The 18,551-nt window shown below is 36.9% G+C and carries 15 protein-coding genes and 2 pseudogenes; 14 read left to right on the forward strand and 3 right to left on the reverse strand.

Going from position 1 to position 18,551, the window contains the following annotated elements:
• Window positions 1-166 precede the first annotated feature (166 nt).
• Window positions 167-343 carry a hypothetical protein gene (locus tag CDG79_RS42705; RefSeq protein WP_189525110.1) on the forward strand — a complete coding sequence of 59 codons (177 nt, stop codon included), beginning with the start codon at window positions 167-169 and terminating at the stop codon, window positions 341-343.
• Here CDG79_RS42705 and CDG79_RS24265 read toward each other — a convergent pair.
• The 3 genes and pseudogenes from CDG79_RS24265 to CDG79_RS24275 all read right to left on the reverse strand — a co-directional run.
• Window positions 340-1,041 (reverse strand): annotated as a pseudogene (locus CDG79_RS24265) (sensor histidine kinase); the annotation flags it as partial. The gene CDG79_RS42705 and the pseudogene CDG79_RS24265 overlap by 4 nt on opposite strands.
• A gap of 194 nt (window positions 1,042-1,235) precedes the next feature.
• Window positions 1,236-2,246 carry a UDP-glucose 4-epimerase GalE gene (gene galE / locus CDG79_RS24270; RefSeq protein ID WP_094344414.1) on the reverse strand — a complete coding sequence of 337 codons (1,011 nt, stop codon included), beginning with the start codon at window positions 2,244-2,246 and terminating at the stop codon, window positions 1,236-1,238.
• Window positions 2,243-3,652, reverse strand: a complete 1,410-nt coding sequence (locus CDG79_RS24275) for a sugar transferase (protein ID WP_094344438.1) — start codon at window positions 3,650-3,652, stop codon at window positions 2,243-2,245. The genes galE and CDG79_RS24275 overlap by 4 nt, the downstream gene beginning before the upstream one ends.
• A gap of 402 nt (window positions 3,653-4,054) precedes the next feature.
• Between CDG79_RS24275 and CDG79_RS41310 the strand changes: the two are divergent.
• From CDG79_RS41310 to CDG79_RS24340, 13 genes and pseudogenes are all read left to right on the forward strand, one after another.
• Window positions 4,055-4,198: pseudogene (locus tag CDG79_RS41310) on the forward strand (ISKra4 family transposase); the annotation flags it as partial.
• Window positions 4,199-4,548: 350 nt separating this feature from the next.
• Entirely contained in the window at window positions 4,549-6,759 is a 2,211-nt protein-coding gene (locus CDG79_RS24285; protein ID WP_094344416.1) for a GumC family protein, read from the forward strand.
• Between the two features lie 260 nt (window positions 6,760-7,019).
• Window positions 7,020-8,183, forward strand: a complete 1,164-nt coding sequence (locus CDG79_RS24290; RefSeq protein ID WP_094344417.1) for a glycosyltransferase family 4 protein — start codon at window positions 7,020-7,022, stop codon at window positions 8,181-8,183.
• A gap of 8 nt (window positions 8,184-8,191) precedes the next feature.
• Window positions 8,192-8,950: an FkbM family methyltransferase gene (locus CDG79_RS24295; protein ID WP_094344418.1), complete on the forward strand. Its 759-nt coding sequence runs from the start codon at window positions 8,192-8,194 to the stop codon at window positions 8,948-8,950.
• Window positions 8,947-9,978, forward strand: a complete 1,032-nt coding sequence (locus CDG79_RS24300) for a CgeB family protein (protein WP_094344419.1) — start codon at window positions 8,947-8,949, stop codon at window positions 9,976-9,978. The genes CDG79_RS24295 and CDG79_RS24300 overlap by 4 nt, the downstream gene beginning before the upstream one ends.
• Before the next feature lie 5 nt (window positions 9,979-9,983).
• Entirely contained in the window at window positions 9,984-10,922 is a 939-nt protein-coding gene (locus CDG79_RS24305) for a class I SAM-dependent methyltransferase (protein ID WP_094344420.1), read from the forward strand.
• Between the two features lie 109 nt (window positions 10,923-11,031).
• Complete coding sequence (locus CDG79_RS24310; protein ID WP_094344421.1) at window positions 11,032-11,769, forward strand: class I SAM-dependent methyltransferase; 738 nt, start codon at window positions 11,032-11,034, stop codon at window positions 11,767-11,769.
• 1 nt (window position 11,770) lies between these two features.
• Window positions 11,771-13,006 carry a lipopolysaccharide biosynthesis protein gene (locus CDG79_RS24315; protein ID WP_094344422.1) on the forward strand — a complete coding sequence of 412 codons (1,236 nt, stop codon included), beginning with the start codon at window positions 11,771-11,773 and terminating at the stop codon, window positions 13,004-13,006.
• Window positions 13,007-13,020: 14 nt separating this feature from the next.
• On the forward strand, window positions 13,021-13,812 hold the full coding sequence (locus CDG79_RS24320; RefSeq protein WP_094344423.1) for a class I SAM-dependent methyltransferase: 792 nt from the start codon (window positions 13,021-13,023) through the stop codon (window positions 13,810-13,812).
• Between the two features lie 22 nt (window positions 13,813-13,834).
• The gene (locus tag CDG79_RS24325) at window positions 13,835-14,566 is read left to right on the forward strand and encodes a class I SAM-dependent methyltransferase (protein WP_094344424.1); all 732 of its coding nucleotides are present in this window, start codon (window positions 13,835-13,837) and stop codon (window positions 14,564-14,566) included.
• 158 nt (window positions 14,567-14,724) lie between these two features.
• Window positions 14,725-15,921 (forward strand): glycosyltransferase family 4 protein, encoded by a 1,197-nt coding sequence (locus CDG79_RS24330; RefSeq protein WP_094344425.1) that lies wholly within the window; start codon window positions 14,725-14,727, stop codon window positions 15,919-15,921.
• A gap of 59 nt (window positions 15,922-15,980) precedes the next feature.
• Entirely contained in the window at window positions 15,981-17,411 is a 1,431-nt protein-coding gene (locus tag CDG79_RS24335; protein ID WP_094344426.1) for a hypothetical protein, read from the forward strand.
• Between the two features lie 31 nt (window positions 17,412-17,442).
• Window positions 17,443-18,543 (forward strand): glycosyltransferase family 4 protein, encoded by a 1,101-nt coding sequence (locus CDG79_RS24340; protein WP_094344427.1) that lies wholly within the window; start codon window positions 17,443-17,445, stop codon window positions 18,541-18,543.
• Window positions 18,544-18,551: the final 8 nt, after the last annotated feature.

Below are 18,551 nucleotides of genomic sequence, written 5' to 3' on the forward strand. Positions count from 1 at the left end.
AGCGAACCACGAGTCCGCAAACGTCGCCCAAAAATTTACCCCTTGATGACTAAAACCCGGCATGAGTTACGCAAACAATTGCAAACTGCTTAAACTGCAAGGGTTCCGGCTTTTCTTAGTGCCATTCCATCCATGACCAACCACAGGGATTAAGGGCGTTGCATAAATGCGGGATGAATTAGCTCAATACATCGGCAAAGGGTTTTCCAAAGAGACGTTGAGCAGCAGTGGTATCAATACGGTTCGGATAAGCATTTTTCACAATCGAGTGTGGTCTGGGGAAAGGGTAAGGGGTAAAGGGGAAAGGATCGTCTGTGGTCTGTCATTGGCTGGTGGTGGTTAACTGAAACCACACTTTCGATCAAATTCACTTGAAGTCTGAGCCAGAATCGGTAAGGTAATTACAAATTCTGTTCCAACACCCGGTGTAGAATTCACATTCAAAGTTCCACCATGTTTTTCTACAACAATAGACTGAGCGATCGCTAATCCTAATCCTGTTCCTTTACCAACATCTTTCGTGGTAAACAAGTGGTCAAATACTTTTTCTTTGACTGATTCACTCATCCCCACCCCATTATCAGCAATTTTCACCTCAACAATTTTCTCTTTCAATGAGGTGGTAATTGTAATCCGATTAGGATTGGCTTTAATCTCCTCAAAACTCCGACCTGTATTTGATTCATCCAAGGCATCAATAGCATTGGCTATTAGATTCATAAATACTTGATTTAATTGTCCTGGAGAGCATTCAATTTCAGGTAAATTACCGTAGTCCGTCACTATTTCAATTGCTGGACGGCTGTCATTGGCTTTGAGACGATGTTTTAAAATTAGAATTGTACTATCAATGCCTTCATAAATGTTAAATGGTACTTTATAATCTCTATCGGCACGAGAGAAAGTGCGGAGACTGGTACTGATATTTTTCAGTCTGTCACAGGCTATCGTCATCGAATCAATCATTTTGGGTAAATCTGATAAGCTATATTCCAAGTCAATTTCTTCAGCATGGATGAGAATTTCATCTCCCGGAGTGGGGAACTTTTGTTTATAAATTACTTTTGAGTATTGGTTATACTCATTGGTAAGGGAATAAAAAAATAGCTAGATTGTCCAGTCTAGTTCAACGTCACTGTCAAGATAATTTGTATAAGTTAAAGGATGATTTGTCCGCCCCAGCCACGCTGTAATGCTTTTTTTGCGTTGTAGGCGAAATGTACGCGATCGCTAGTTTACGCAACCGCAGCTAGTGATCTTAACATCAAATCTTTCTTCTGCATTTCCCAGGCTAGGGTAGTGTAGACAATTTGATCTAAGTCATTATATTTTGGTTGCCAGCCCAGGAATTTACGGATTTTATCAGCACTAGCTATCACACAAGCAGGATCGCCAGGGCGACGTTCTGTTTCAATGACCGGAAAATCTACCCCAGAAATAAGCTTAACCCGTTCGATAACTTGACGGACACTGTAACCTTGCCCATAACCACAATTGAGAATTTGGCTTTCGTTACCTTGCTCCAGATAAGCCAAAGCATCCAGATGTGCTGTTGCTAGGTCTTCAACATGAATATAGTCTCTAATTGCCGTTCCATCGGGTGTTGGAAAATCCGTACCAAAAATTTGTACTCCTAGCCTGCGTTTGAGTGCAGCATTACAGGTAGCTCCAATTAAATGAGATACTTCTTTTGACACCTGCCCCAATCGCCCACCAGGTTCTGCTCCGGCAACATTAAAGTATCGTAAAATTACGTAACGGAAATCAGAAGCGTTTGCATAGTCACGAATCAGCCATTCACAAGAAAGTTTTGATCGCCCATAGGGGTTAATCGGTTCAGTTGGTGTAGATTCGCTCACAGGACTGGTTTCTGGTTGTCCATAGACAGCTGCTGTACTGGAAAAGATAATTTGCTTCACACCCATGTTGTTGCAACAACGGAGTAAATTTAGCGTGTTGCGAGTATTGTTAGCGTAATAGTCTAAAGGATGAGAAACAGATTCGGATACATTCAGACTGGCAGCAAAGTGTAACACTGCCGCAAATTGATGTTGAGAAAATACCTGCCAAAGAGATTCTGAATCTTTTAAATCACCAATAATTAACTCACCATGCAATACTGCTTGGGGTGAACCTGTAGAACAGTTGTCATACACCACAACATCGTAACCAGCCTCGCCCAATTGACGAACTACATGGGAGCCAATGTATCCTGCTCCACCAGTGACTAAGACTTTATTATTCATCTGCCTTTACCTAGTAATACTACTCGAATGGTTTTAAAGACGATCGCTAAATCCAAAGCTAGGGAATAATTTTTGATGTAGTAGAGGTCGTAAGCTAATTTCTCGTAAGCATCCTCTACTGATGCACCATAGGGGTACATAACCTGTGCCCAGCCTGTGATTCCCGGTTTGACGACATAACGTAAGTCATAGTAGGGAATTTCTTGTCGCAGCTTGATATCAAATTCTGGTCGTTCTGGACGGGGGCCAATGAGGCTCATTTCTCCCCAAAGAACGTTTAAAATCTGTGGTAGTTCATCGATTCTAGTTAGGCGTAACCAGCGTCCTACTGTGGTAATCCGAGGATCTCGTTCGTTGGCCCACTGCGCTCCCCGTTTTTCGGCATCCTGATACATGGAACGAAATTTGTAAACTCTAAAAGGCTTTCCTTCCAAACCAGTCCGTATCTGTGTGTAGAACACTGAGCCTGGACTATCTAACTTAATTGCCAGTACTACTAGCAACATCAGTGGAGAGAAAAACAGAAATAATGACCATGCCAGAATAATATCTAATAACCGCTTCAGCTTTTGACTAATGCTGTCAGAGGCTAAATTAAAACCAGCACCAAAAGCCAGCCAGTTATCTTGAAGCAGAAATGAGGGAAGTTTGTACCATAAGGTTTCACAAATATCAGGAATCCCATAGATGGAGACACCAGATAAACGTAACTGCATCAACTGCTGTGTCTGTGCATCCGATAATTCCATCGGGCTTGTTACTACTACCCCTGACCAAGCTTGTTGGCTCCATTGGGGTAAGTCATTGAGGCTCCCCGCAGAAACTCGATTACTTTTTGCTAACTCATTGATCTTCTGCTGTGATGTTATTAGAACAACCAACTGTCCTAATGAACTGCATTCTAGAAAAGTTTTGCCAAATAGAATGGCTTTTTTATCTGCGCCCAAAATTAGCCAACGACTGTGTTGAGCTTGCGATCGCACCCACTTGACTGCCCATATTCTTGATGCCATAGCCCAGAGGGTAAATATGCTTAAGCTTGAGAGCAAAATTCCTCGTTTAAAGACCATATCTTTCCCCCAAACACCAGTAAAGTAAATGAGAGATGCAATAATGCTACCAACAACAACACTACTAATCAAAATGCGGGATGGAGCGCGTAACCCTGCTATTTGGGTATCTGGATGGTAAGTATCTGCTAAATACAGCCCTGCGAGAACTAGAAAAATAAATAAATAATTTAAAGGGTCAAAACTATTCAGATTTTGACGCGATTGCAACCATAAACAGATAGACAAACTTAACAATAAACCCACAATATCTCCTAATAGCAGTAATATACAAAGGATCTTGTCTGTTTGATATAACTTCTGTTTTTTTTTGCCAACAGCAAGAGTAGTATTCATTTGCATAGATTACTAAAGATTAGAAAGATTACAGCAGAGACATAACAGAATCAGATGTAAGCAATGATTATTCTGAGACTTTTAGCATCAGATTTCAAGATTCACTCCTCCACCGGCAAAATGATCGGAACTCTTGATTTCTCGTTGAGAGCTAGGGAGAGCATGAAAGGTTACGATTTCAAATTTCAAGATTTTAAAATAATTCAAAGCCTGTTAGGAAACTATATGATGAGCAATCGAAGACAAAAGCTTGGTTTTAATAACTAAATAAATAAACTTTATGTGAGTTTAATCGAAGGATCGCATTCTTTATTAACTTTTTATTTCTAACCTTGATTTTAGTTATCTAACCATGTGGTAATTACGTAAATATTAGAATTGTATTTAAAGAGATTATTTTAAAATAATGGAGTTTGGAATTTAGTCCAAGAGTTTGGCATAGTTCAAGAACGCTGGTAAATCTTAGACTGGTATCATCTTAAAGAAAATCTTTATAACGTTGGCCGCTCGTTCAAGCGGCTTAAAAAAGCTAAAACTCTACTTTGGTAAGGTGATGTTGAGACAACTAGGGCTTTATTTGTTAATTTTCGAGGTAAAGAAGTAACACACTCTACAAGACTACTGATATTTTTTCAAAAACAATTTACAAAGCGAATAGAAAATAATGCGTTAAAAATAATTAAGGAGAAAAAACCGTAAAAATACGTAGTGTTATTTTGGGAAAACCTTGATAATATTTGACTAAATCTTTATATATTCTCCAGACGCAGTTGCAATCAGCATGGACTAATTTCAGAGAATACTGGATAAGTTTATGTATGTCCCTGCTCTAATATCAGTACAAAGAAGTAAACCAAATCCTTAACAGTGTCAATATCTAGAGTATTAACTAAACTATGCTTTCCGATCAAAACAATCAAGACCTGATTAATTTTCAACAGTATTGGCTGACTGTAAAAAGACGTTGGTTCCTGATACTAATCATTATAGGGTCGGTCTTTGGAGTGACAGGGGTAGTTACTTTTAGTGAAAAACCAATTTATGAAGCCGAGGGTAAACTGCTTTTTAATAAGCAAAGTGGCGTTTCTTCCCTGACAGGTGTAAATGAGCAGCTTGGACAACTTAGTGGAGTGACAAATGTCTCTAACCCTTTGGAAACTGAAGCGGAAATTATTCGCTCCTACCCTCTGACTAAAAAAACTATTGCTGAATTGCAACTGAAGGATAAACTAGGACAACCTTTAGAAATAGACGATTTTCTGCATAACTTGAAAATCAAAAGTGTTCGAGGGACGGATATTTTACAACTTTCTTACCGTAGTACTAATCCTCAAGAAGCCACAGCTATCATCAATAGATTGATGAGTGCTTATCTAGCAAACAATGTTCGGATTAACCGTTCTGAAGCTAGAGCAGCACGGGAATTTTTAAACAAGCAATTACCCCTGGTTGAGGCAAAGGTTACAGAAGAGGAAGCAGCACTGCGTCGGTTTAAAGAAAAATATGAGGTTGTTTCCTTAGAAGAAGAAGCTAAAGAAGGAGTTAAGAGGCTGAATGAATTATCCAGCCAAATAACCGAACTCCGTGCGCGGTTGGTAGATGCTAGAAGCCGTTCTGGTGCTTTGCAAAATCAATTGGCATTAAACACACAGCAAGCTATGGCACTTAGTAGCTTAAGTCAATCTAGAGCAGTACAGCAAGTGCTATCAGAATACCAGAAGGTTCAAGATCAGTTGACTGTGGAGAGATCACGATTTACCGATGAACACCCAGTCATTACTAATTTGTTAAGTAAAGAACAAGCTCTCAAAGAGCAGCTAAAAGGAAGAGTAAGCCAAACTCTGGGTAGTTCAGAGCCTATCCCAGAGCAAGATTTACAAATAGGAGAACTCAAGCAGACTCTAACTGCTAATTTGGTGCAAGTGGAAGTAGAAAAGTTGGGATTGAAGAATCAAGTTAGTGTGTTGATGAAGGCATTTCTACTTTATCAAGCACGTCTCAGAAGCTTACCCAAACTGGAACAAGAACAACTAGAGGTAAAACGACAGCTAGAGGTAGCACAAACAACCTACGAACAAATGCTCAAACGATTGCAAGAAGTTCAAGTATTAGAGAACCAAAATGTAGGCAATGCCACGATTGTTTCTAATGCTTTAGTTCCAAAGAAGAGAATTTCTCCTCGCATTAGCTTGAATTTGGCACTAGGGGGATTTTTAGGATTTTTCTTCGCTATTGGAGTAGCTTTATTGCTAGAAGCTGGAGACAAATCTGTGAAGACAGCAGAGGAAGCCCAACATTTTTTGGACTATCCCTTGTTAGGAAAAATTCCGGTTTTTGATCAAAAAGCTAGACTGGCTCGTGGTGAGAATATAACCGAATTACCGGTACTAAATAACCCTTATTCATCAGTTAATGCAGCCTTTGAAATGCTTCAAATCAACCTGGGGTTCAGTTTTTCTGATAAGGAACTGAAGGTAATTGTGGTTAGCAGTTCTGTGATCAATGAGGGTAAATCTTTTATTGCAGCTAATTTGGCGGTAGCAACTGCCCAAATGGGAAGGCGAGTGCTATTGATTGATGCAGATATGCGCCATCCCCATCAACACAAAATGTGGCAACAACCTAACTTGATGGGGTTAAGTAATGTTTTAGTGGGGCAGACTTCCTTAGCAGAAGCTGCTAAGGAAGTGGTGATTAATCTAGAATTGCTCACTTCTGGCACCATACCGCCTAACCCTGCTGCACTATTGGACTCACAGCGTATGAATGGGTTATTGAAACAAGCAGCCCAAGATTATGATTGCGTGATTATTGACACTCCACCTTTAAATATTTTAGCTGATGCCTCGATAGTAGGCAAAATGGCAGATGGAATGTTGCTAGTTGTACGTCCTGGTGTAGTTAATTCTGCTGCGGCTAAGACTACAAAGGCACTACTGGAGCATTCGCGTGTCCCTGTGTTGGGAATGGTAGTAAATTGTATGGCTACTGGCAACAATGACTATACTTCTTATTATTCTCATACAGAGTCTGGAGAGAATAATTCTGGGAACAAAAATAAGGTGAAGTCGAATTTAAGTAGAATCACTGGATTGCACCTGTTTTAAATGGTTAGTAATTTGGATAAACCAGTGTTTTCTCTGAGGTGATTCAAGATTTAGGTTGGTAGAGTTATGAGCGAAATATGAAGTTAACGTGGTTCATTTAGAAATTTAATCATAAGTTTGAAAATTCATAGAGGATTTCTGTTCGATTTTTCAAATATCCGAATGGTGTTCAACGTACACCATATTTTAACTTCTAAGCTACTTAATATTTTGTAAAAGTAATTTAGAATCACTAAAATATACTGGATCAAGTAATTAAAATGTTAATAAAACTTGCAATTCTTGTTACTCATCCAGTTCAGTATTTTGCACCTGTATTTCGTGAGTTAGCACAGCAACAAGATTTGCAAGTAAAAGTCTTTTTTGGCTGTAATCATGGTGTAATACCGAGTGAAGATATTAACTTTGGCGTAGTATTCAAATGGGATTGTCAACCAACCGCAGGTTTTGAACACGAATTCATCTCTACAAGTTCGCTGAAAGGTTTAAGAGGAATACAAGGTATTAAATTAGCTACTAAAGCTGTTGCTGCAATTAATCGCTATCAACCTGATGCTATATTGATTTTCGCTTATTCACCTACTTTCATTACTGTTAGCACTTTGCTGTTAGGTCTAACTGGACACAAGTTAATGCTGAGAGCTGAAACAACAAATGAGGCATTATCACGTTCTTATATCAAGGATAAAATACGTCAGCTATTCTTATCTTTTTACTATCGTCAATTTACTCATTTTTTCCCGATTGGAACAAATTCTATAAATCATTATTTGCGGATGGGAGTAAGTAAGAGTTGTATGACGTTAGCTCACTACGCCATTGATACAGACTTTTTTCAAAAACAGGTGGACTTTTGGCTACCACAGAGAGAAACTTTACGAGCTAACGCAGGTATTAGAGAACAAGACCATGTTTTGATCTATTGTGGCAAGATGTTTCCAGCAAAAAATCCTTTAATAATTCCTGATGCCTTAGAAAAACTATCATCAGTGGAAAAAGAGAAGACTTGGTTTTTTGCTGTGGGAGATGGGGAATTAAGAGAGGAATTTGAAGGAAGAGTAAAATTACAGCTAGGTGAAAGAACAATTTTTGTTGGCTTTAAAAATCAGTCGGAATTAGGTGAATATTATGCAATGGCAGATACACTAATTCTCCCCTCCCAGAATGGAGAAACCTGGGGATTAGTTGTTAATGAAGCCCTTCAGTTTGGTTTGAGAGTTATTATAAGTGATCAGGTTGGTTGTGCAAAGGATTTGATAAAAAATATTAAGCATGGTTGGATTTTTTCATGTATTGATACTCTACAATTAGCGGAAATAATTTCTCAGGCAATTGTGCAGCCTAAGTTACGATGTAGAGAATTAAAATCATTACCTCATCCAAGTAACCTAGCTACAAGTGTTTACGTTCAATTAATTGCGTAGGTAATATTATGATTGCATTTAAGTTTAGTAATATTCGCTCAAACAATCCAATTGGGAAGTTTCTTCGTCTTCCTTTATCTTTATTACCTACAAAATCTATACTTCCTATCCTGCAAGGCCCAGCAAAAGGAATGAAGTGGATTGTAGGAAGTGGAGTACATGGAATGTGGCTAGGCTCGTATGAAGAAGATAAGCAGAAGCTACTGACTGAGTTATCGCTTGAAGGCACTACTGTTTTAGATATTGGTGCAAATGTGGGTTTTTTTAGTATCTTGTTGAGCCGTTTCGTTGGAGCAACAGGTAAAGTAATATCTTTTGAACCATTACCTAGAAATATTGAGTTTATTCGTCAGCATATACGGTTGAATAAAATAGATAATATTGAGATTATTTCAGCAGCAGTCAGTGACAAAATAGGGAAAATGAAGTTTGCTACTTCTCATTTACACGCACAAGGATATTTGACAGATAAGGGAGATTTAGAAGTTTCTATGAATACTTTAGATTCGTTAGATAATTTAAATAATCCAGTTAGCTTAGTTAAAATAGATGTTGAGGGTGCTGAAGCAAATGTATTGAGGGGTGGAGAGAAATTTTTTCAAGAATATAGACCAATTATATTACTAGCTACACATGGGAAAAATCAAGTCAATGATTGTCAAGTGATTTTGCATGAATATAACTATTCTATGGCACTAATAAATAAAGATTTATATGGATTTGGGTGCGATGAATGGCTGGCAAAACCTGATAAATTTTCATTATGAATTATAAAATAATAATTATTGGCAATACTTCGCAAAGTTATCAATTGGGTTCTATATTTACCAGAGCATTTCAAGAGTTAAACATTTTGTTTGATACCAACAATACAAGCTGCAATTACTACGCTCCATCTATGAAACAGTCATGGGGCAAAATATTTTTTAAAATATCAGGAAAACGTCCTTTAGAATGGTGGTCATTTAATCAAAAAATAGTTAACTGTATAAATGAGTTTAGTCCACAAGTTGTTTTAGTAACAGGAATTTTTCCTTTAACAAATGAAGTATTCGATATCTGTTCTAAAATAGGTACAAAGATTGTTAATTATTTAACTGATTATCCGTGGAATCCAAACCATCGTAGCGAATTTTTTCTATCTAATCTTAAAAAGTATGATTTAGTTATAAGTACAAAAACAAAAATATTGTCAGAGTTAATTAAACATGAAGTTAAAAAAGTGCATTTTTTGCCATTTGCCTATGATCCATTTCTTTGTCACCAGCCGATAAATGTTTCTCAAGTTGAGCAAGATTTATTTAAAGCAGATATTTCTTTTATAGGTACAGGTGATAGTGAACGTATTCCTTTTTTGGATGCTATATCTTCATCGAATGGATTAAACTTAAAAATTTATGGTACAGCTTGGGATAGACTGAATCTAAAAAAATGGCAAAAGCTACCAGCAGTTTTTGAGCATGAATTCCGGCTAGCTATTTATTTTTCTAAGTTATCACTAGGTATTGTCAGAAAACGGAATAAAGATGAATCAACCATGAGAACATTTGAAATAGCTGCCTGTGGTGGATGTGGAATTTATGAAGATACTCAAGAACATAGAGAAATTTTAGCCGGGTATCCTGATTATGGTTTCTTCACCTCACCAGAAGATTTAGCTAATAAGTGTAAATGGTTATTGAACAATCCTACAGAAAGAGAAGAAATGCGAAATACTGGTATGAAAATTATCATAAAAGATACAAATACATATACAAGCCGATTAAAAACTATATTAGATTTGTGTTGTGAGTAACCATTATGGAAAATTACTATAATATCTCTTGGTTAGAGCAAGATAAATTACATAAGACAAGCATACTTAAGCGTCTATTTTATTTTTTTAGTCGTCCTTTACTTTCTATATATGCTAGTCAATTTTTATCAACACAGACTCTAAAAATTCTTCAGCCATCTCTCGTACTTCCAGGACGTGGAATGCCTTTAGAAACTCGTCGTCTTTGGGGAGCAGCTTTGTGCAAAACTAGAGAAGCTACTATCCTTGTTCAAGGAACTGGAACTGGCTGGGATGTCATTTCTTGGGCAAGGTTAAAGCCTAAAAAAATTATCGCAACTGACTTATTCGAATTCAAAGATTCTTGGAGTGAAATCACTAATTATTGTAAAAAAATATTAAATGTTGAAATTGAGTTTTCTCAATCTCCTTTGGAAGATCATTCATTCATCAAAGATGAATCAATAGATTTATGTGCGTCAGATGCAGTTTTTGAACACTGTCAAGATTTAAAATCAGTTCTCAAAGAATCATTTCGCGTTTTGAAGCCAGGAGGAATTTTATATGCTACTTATGGGCCTCTGTGGTTTTGTGCTGGCGGCGATCATTTTTCAGGAAGGGGTGGTTTACAAAATTGTTTTAACCATTTATTGCTAGATTCTGAACAATATATGAAATACTTTCTCTCATTTTTACAAACTAATGAAGATTTTCAAAGTGGAGGACGTTATGTTGAACTTGATTTATTTTCACATTTAAGTAGTAAAGAATACTGTGAACTTTTTCAAGAAGTAGGCTTCCAAATAAAAGATTTAATTCTTCAATTAGACCCTAAGTCTTTAGCCTTTAAAACTGAGTTTTCTGAAATATTCAGGCAATTATGTAATAAATATACTAATAAATATGAAGATGATTTTTTAATTAGTGCTAATCTAGTCCGCTTGCTAAAACCATCTAGTAGTTAATTAATAAAAATTACATTAATCTAGATCCACTTGAAAGCATTTTATCTAGCTACGGCTCATTTTTTCTTGCCATCCAAGCAAATGTAAATATATTACAGTGGGTAGATAAATGAACTATCGTCAACGCCTCTATGATAATTACGTTTCAGCAAATAAGCAATTTCAGCGCGATTTAAATCCCAATCCCTATAAGCAGGATGACCGGAATATAATAAACCTGCAATACGCTATGAGTAATTGGTTAAAGGAAATTCCTCGAAACGGTAAAGTTTTGGATGTTGCTTGTGGATCTGGTAATATTCTCAGTTTACTCCAAATTGAGGGGTTTACTGACTTATATGGGGTAGATATAAGTCCAGAACAAGTTAATATTGCTCGTCAGCAGTTTTCTCAAGTTATTTGTGCTGATGCGATTGAATATCTATTCCAAAACCCAAATAAGTTTTCTCTAATTACAGGCTTTGATATATTGGAACACTTTAATAAAGATGAAGCAGTTAAATTTTTGGATGCTATATACTCTGCTCTAGTTCCTGGTGGTCGTCTGATTTTGCAACTGCCCAATGGTGATTCACCACTCTCCGGTGGTGTGGTCTATGGTGACTTAACTCATGAAGTAACTTATACATCTGTCAGTTTAAAACATATACTTTTAGCCTGTAGTTTTGGACATGTCCAATTTCAAGAACATGGACCGCAACCAACCTCTTTAAAAGGTGTAGTTAGATTTGGAATCTGGGGTGTAATCAGGCAAATAATCAAGCTAATTCATTTTGTAGAAACTGGAGGTATTTCAACAGGAATTTATACAAGAGTTATGCGTGCTTATGCTGTGAAGGCTAATTGATATGCCTAAACATCTTTTTAAGATATTAGACAAAGTTACTCCCGGAGCATCGCGTAGTCTTGGCTGGGAAATTCTGATGTCTGCTCTCTCATTTCCTGCTTCTATATTGCTCAATCGCACATTAGGTGCTGAAGACAGAGGTTTACTTGCATTAGTGATACTTGTTCCATCAACTATTTTTGTTTTAGGTAGCTGTCAATGGGACAGGTTGCTAAAAGGTTTAATTACCTCAAAACAAATTTCACCTAGAGAAGCGTGGCGTAGAACTACATATTATGCTTGTTGGCTTTCTGCAATATTTATCCCAGTTGGAGTATTTGCCAGCCTAGCTTTTGATAAAATTCCAGAAAATGCTCGTTGGCTCAGTATTATATATAATGCAAATTTCCCCATATATTTCCTCGGTGGCTGTCTATCTGCAATTTACGTCGCTGCTGGTAATATTGATGGACAATATTTAATGCGAATAGGATTACAAGGTAGTTATCTACTTTTAATATTTGCTTTACTGTTGACAAACTTTATATCTGTTAAAGCAGTAATATTTATTTATATTGCTATCCATACTATTTCTTTAGGAGTGGGCTGGCTTAAAAAAGATCACATAATTACAGGAGAAATTTGTAAAGAAAGACCTCCCCTAGCTCCTCTTTTTCATGCTTTTTTGCCTTATTCACTAGAATCATTCTCCACAAGAATTGATATATGGGCTTTTTCTATCTTTGGTTCCTTGGTGAGTCTTGGTCATTATACAGGAATCACTGCACTCATGTTACCAGTCGGCTTGGTATCAAATGCCTTAACTAGTGCTAGTACAGCAAAATTAGATTGGACACAGCCTGATATAGTACGTCGTTATCTAATGAAAACAGTCAGTGTTTTATTATGCCTTTTGTTAGTTCTGGTTATAGGAGGAATCTTATTAGGTTCTTCTTTAATGAAGTTACTTTTGGGAAGAAGTTTCGAGGGTGGCGAGTGGATGATTCCTTGGATTGCTGTTATTGTTGTGGGGCAAGCTGCCGCGATGCAGTTTCATTCTGCTTTGCAACTATCAGGTGCTTTCAATGCTTATTTAATAATTCAAACAATAGAACCATTCTTGCGGTTGATAATTGTCTTGCTTTTAGGAATGTGGTTGTCAGAATTGGGAATTCTGCTAGGTATAACAGTCTCTTTTTCCTTAAAAGTAGCAGTATGTATTTACTTTCATAAAAGGTTAGAAATGAAACCTATATAGCTGAGGATTTAATAATGAGCACAAATTATTATGATGCTAGTGAAGCTTGGAAACAAGAGTTAGACCATGAAGGATATGAACATCACTGCTACTCAGCAGAAGATTTGAGAAAAATTAAGCGTCTTGGTCGAGTTTGGCAAAAAATATTACAAATTACACAACTAACATCACCTGATCGCTTATTTGAGTTAGGGTGTGGGGGAGGAATTCATCTATCGAAGTTAGCCCTGAATGGATTTGAAGTTCATGGGATTGATGTATCCAATGGCGTGGTTGCAAGGGCGCAGAATTATTTAGAAGAAGTTAGTAAATTTCAACCTATCAAAGCGAGTGTCGAAGTTGCCAACATTTTTGATTATCAAAGTTCTGAGTCCTATGATATGTGCTTTCATGTTGGAGTAATAGAACATTTCTTAGAGCTTTCACAACGACAGCAAATTTGGGATAAACTTTACTCTCTAACTAAACCCGGTGGCTGGATTGTATCAGTAGTTCCCTGTGGTAAACATTTTATGAGAAAAATGATAAGGGATAAAGGCATAGGTGGTTACAACATCCCTGAAATTGATTATAGTTGTGCTTCCCACCGCAAAGAATTTGAGCATATTGGATTGACTTCTATTCATACTCTTTCTCATAACTATTTTTCTTTTCTTGCTGCACATCCTTCTAGATTAATTTCTCAAATATTGTATCCTCTCTTGTTTATAGGAGGAAATATATTGATGCCTCATATTCCTCTTTCTGAATCTGTCAAGGAAAGATGTGCTGCATCACTTATAGTGATAGGAAAAAAAATACTCTAATAAAAAAACCTTGGAGGCTTGAATGATAAGAAAAGATGTAAAATTACAACGCAAATATTATACGGATGCAGCAGAGCAATACGATGAGATACATGGTGGTGAAGATAGCGCACATGATACTGCTCTAAAGTATATTTCGACCTTTATGGATCTTTTGGAAGTAACTACTGTTCTTGATGTAGGGTGTGGGACAGGACGTGGTGTAAAGTACTTCCTTGATAAGTATCCCGATTTAACAATTATTGGAGTGGAGCCTGTCCAAGCATTAATCAATCAAGGTATAAAAAAAGGTATCAGTTCTGAATTACTGATTTGTGCAGAAGGTGAGTCTCTACCTTTTGATGATGGGAGTTTTGATATTGTTTGTTCATTTGGTGTTTTGCATCACGTAGCTCAACCTGAAAAAGTTGTTAGAGAAATGGCAAGAGTTGCGCGACGAGCCATTTTCATATCAGATGGAAATAGATTTGGTCAAGGGCAATTATTGACTAGATGGGTTAGATTATTGATCTATAAATTTGGATTATGGGGATTTGCTAATTATATAAAGACCGCAGGGAGAGGTTATATGTCGTCAGAAGGAGATGGTATTGCTTATTCTTATAGTGTTTTTGATCAGTATGATATTCTTGCAAATTGGGCAGATAGACTTATCTTTATTCCTACAGAAATTACTGATAAAAAGTCATTACTTCATCCTTTACTAACATCAAGTCATGTTTTGCTTTGCTCCATCAAAGAAGGTAGCAAATAGGTATAAATGTAATTTTATTAACCTCTATCTACTGTATTAATACGATTTTAAATTTCCGTTTTGAAGTACGTAAACATAAAAAAAGTAATGAAATCATAGCTATAAATAAGCCTCTTTATGTCCGCAGTAGTTTAAAAATTTCAGCAAAAAAGTAAAGCATGAGAATTTCAATTGTGGCTGGTGGGAGATGGCACGCTTTTGACCTAGCAAGAGAACTGCATTCAGCAGGTGTTTTACATCGTTTAATCACCAATTATCCTAAATACAAAACCCGCAAATGGGGAATACCAGATGATCAAGTAGTCAGCTTGCCTTTAACTCTTTTATTAGGGAAAGCTATCCACCAGATAGGTCAAGAAAAATTGATGATGAAATCCCAAGCCTTACTCCATAATTTATTTGCTAAAGCAGCAAGTAGATACCTAGAAGGCAGCACCCTAATACACGGCTGGTCAAGTTTTTCTGAGCCTGCTTTGCACTGGGCAAAACGGAATAAGATACCCTTTTTGTTAGAACGTAGTTCTTCTCACATGAAGGTGCAATGTCAACTATTGAGGGAAGAATACCAGCAGTTAGGTTTGCATTGGGCAGAAACACACCCAGAGATTGTAGCTCAGGAATTACGAGAGTATGAAATGACAGACAAGGTTACAGTGCCAAGCTTGTTTGTAAAACGTAGTTTCCTTGCTCAGGGTTTTTCTGAAAAACGCCTAGTCCATAATCCTTTTGGTACGAATCTTAAAACCTTTTCGCCTGAAACGAAACATGATGAAGTGTTTCGCGTTATCTATGCTGGTTCTTTAAGTGTACGTAAGGGCATTCATTATCTAGTTCAAGCCTTTATGCAGGCAAATATACCAAATAGCGAACTATGGTTGGTTGGTGGAGTTACTACGGAAACCCCTCGTTTATTAACAGGAGCAGATGAACGAATTAAATTGATTGGTCATGTACCACAGACAAAATTAGTGGATTACTACCGCAATAGTAGTGTTTTTGTGATGGCGAGTGTTGAAGAGGGTATGGCAATGGTTCAATTACAAGCTCTTGCGTGTGGGTTGCCGTTAATTTGTACAACTAATACTGGTGGCGAAGATTTACTAAGAATATCTGGTGTGCAACCAGTCAAATTAGAGACAGGTATAGAAGAGTATCCTGCTGGATATTTAGTACCTGTAAGAGATAGTCAGGCGATCGCCACCTGTTTAAAAAACCTAGCTAATAATTCCCAACTCCTCCAAACTAAACGAGAGGCAGCTCTATCTATTCGCAAGACTAGCACAGGATTAGATTGGAAGAATTACGCTAAACGGGCGATCGCCACCTATGAAAATCTACACAATCAACAAGTGTAGATTTTAGTGCGTTTGGTAGTCTAATAAGACTGATACTTACTTCGCTATGTAAATCTTCAATGTATATAAAAGCATCTATTTTTCTTATTATAAATGTAATTGTTTTGATAGTTTGTGTTTTTCTAGGATTGCCTGAACTATCTCTAGGTTTATTAGCTTTCATTCCTTTATTTTTAATTATTTACATATCAGTTTTATCTAAAAGTGTAGAATTGCGATTACTGTCTATTGCTCATATGACAGGCCAATTTTTTTGCTGGGTAATTGGCTTTTTAGGCTGTTTTTACATACTCCCATCAATAGGATATCAAATTGGTAAATATACAATCGTTACCATGATTTTGATTAACTTGGTCATGTGGGCTAGTTTGATAGGAAGTTTAATAGCTGTAAAGTTTAGGGTTTTGCCAGAAAGAGAAATTCTATTTTTACCATTATCAGATAAGTTAACCCATAGTGGAGTTATAATTACAGGTATTGTTTTTATATTAACTTCAATTTTTAATTTGATCTTTGGTTATTATGACGCTAGGTATGTAATAGGAGGAAGTCTTTCATCTGATTCACCGCTTTACTTTCTTGGTGGTATCAGTACTTTGCAATATCTCTTTTTCTTTCTTCTAGGAACTCGTCTAGAAGTACCACTTATTTCACAGAAAAATTTTCCTTACCTATTTGCTATATCTTTTACAGTGATATTGTCTAGTATGACTGGAGGAAGAGAGCCAGTAATTCGCGCAATTATTTTCTTCTTTATAGGGAACATTTATGGAGGAAAAATAAAGTTTTCACTTCTTAGAAAACTTTTATTATTTTTAATTCCATTTCTTTTAGCCTTTACCATTGTTTTGGGATATGCTCGTGCAGATCAAAGATTTTATAACGGTAATTTTAGTGATCGACTGTCCACTATTTCGCAAGTAATGCTAGGTAAGATTGAATTTCAAGGGAATGAATATGATGATCCTGTATTTGCATTATTAACCCGGATCACAGAACCAACAGGACAATTAGTGATTGATGGTGTTGTTGATAGCCAAAGATATATTGGCTTCCAGAACTTTGAAAGAATTTTCAGCATTTTCATACCAAAATTTGTTACGGGAGAAAAATTGCCCCTAGATGATGGAGCAGAAAGATTACGAGATAATTACGGTGTGAATATTACCGAATTTACATCTGCGCCAATAACATTTATGGCTGACTCCTTTGAGCGAGGTGGTTATTTGATGGTTTTCTTCGCCTCGTTAATCCTATCTTGTTGGTTAACTTGTGTAGGACGTTTTCTCAGTTTCATCAAACAACCTCTACTTAAATCAGCTTTGTTATGTTCTTTTTCCTTTGTATGCTTGCGTCTTTATACTCCATCAATTCTTGGTGTAATAAGCACGGTTACTTATTCATTGCTGCGAGACTTTATCTTGATAAATTTGCTAGTCTTTCTCATATATTTTAGTCTCCAACTATCTTTTAAAGGTCAAACCAAGTAAGTAGTCAGTCATAAATTATCTATAGAATATTATGAAAATCCTCTATTTTGTGACAGATGCCTTTGGAGGGCGCGGGGGGATCTCACAGTACAACCGAGACTTCATTAACTCTCTCTGTAGTGCCGACAATTGTGAGAAAGTGGTCGCCATTCCCAGAAAAAAACTTGTCGATCGCATTGAAATTTTGCCCCAGAAGCTAACATATATTACATCAGGAATAGAAGGTAAGTTAGCTTATATTGGTGCCATTTTTCACACCATCAGAGCCAATCCCAAATTCGATTTAATTGTCTGCGGTCATCTTTATATGCTGCCGCTTGCCTGCTTAGTTAAACTGTGGACAAAAGCGCCTATACTCCTAGAAATCTATGGCATCGAAGCCTGGAAGCCTCATAGCAACATAGTCAACTATTGCCTTCCAGCAGTAGATTTTGTTGTCTCTATCAGCCAAATTACATTGGATCGCTTTCAATCCTGGGCAAATATACCCAAGGTGCAACAATTTTTACTGCCAAATGCCATCGCTCTTGAACAGTATGGACACGATGATAAAAATTCTGAACTTACTTCCCAATATGGACTCAAAGATAAGATAGTTCTAATGACATTAGGACGTTTGGACTCTTATGAACGATATAAGGGGTTTGATGCAGTAATCGAGTTACTGCCTAAGTTGAACGAAATAATTCCTAATTTAGCCTACTTAATAGTGGGAGAAGGATGTGATAGAGAGAGATTAGAAGAGAAAGTGCGATCGCTTAATCTTCAGGGACAAGTGATTTTCACAGGATTTATTTCTGAAGCCAAAAAAGCCGACCACTATCGCCTAGCAGATGTTTATGTAATGCCGAGTAAGGGAGAAGGATTTGGCTTTGTTTTTTTAGAAGCAATGGCTTGCGGTATTCCCGTAGTTGCGAGTAAAGTTGATGGCAGTCGTGAGGCAGTACGAAATGGTTTACTAGGCATTCTTGTTAATCCTGATGATCCAGAAGAAGTAAAGGCGGGAATTTTAGAAGCGTTGAAGCGACCTAAAGGAGTAATACCCCAAGGATTAGAGTATTTTTCCTATGAAAATTTCGAGCGGAGGTGTCACAATATTTGCGACCAAATATTGCAAGTATCTAGCAGATGAAAAATTTT

Origin of the sequence: Nostoc sp. 'Peltigera membranacea cyanobiont' 232 (genome assembly GCF_002245985.1) — a bacterium.
Classification (GTDB): domain Bacteria; phylum Cyanobacteriota; class Cyanobacteriia; order Cyanobacteriales; family Nostocaceae; genus Nostoc.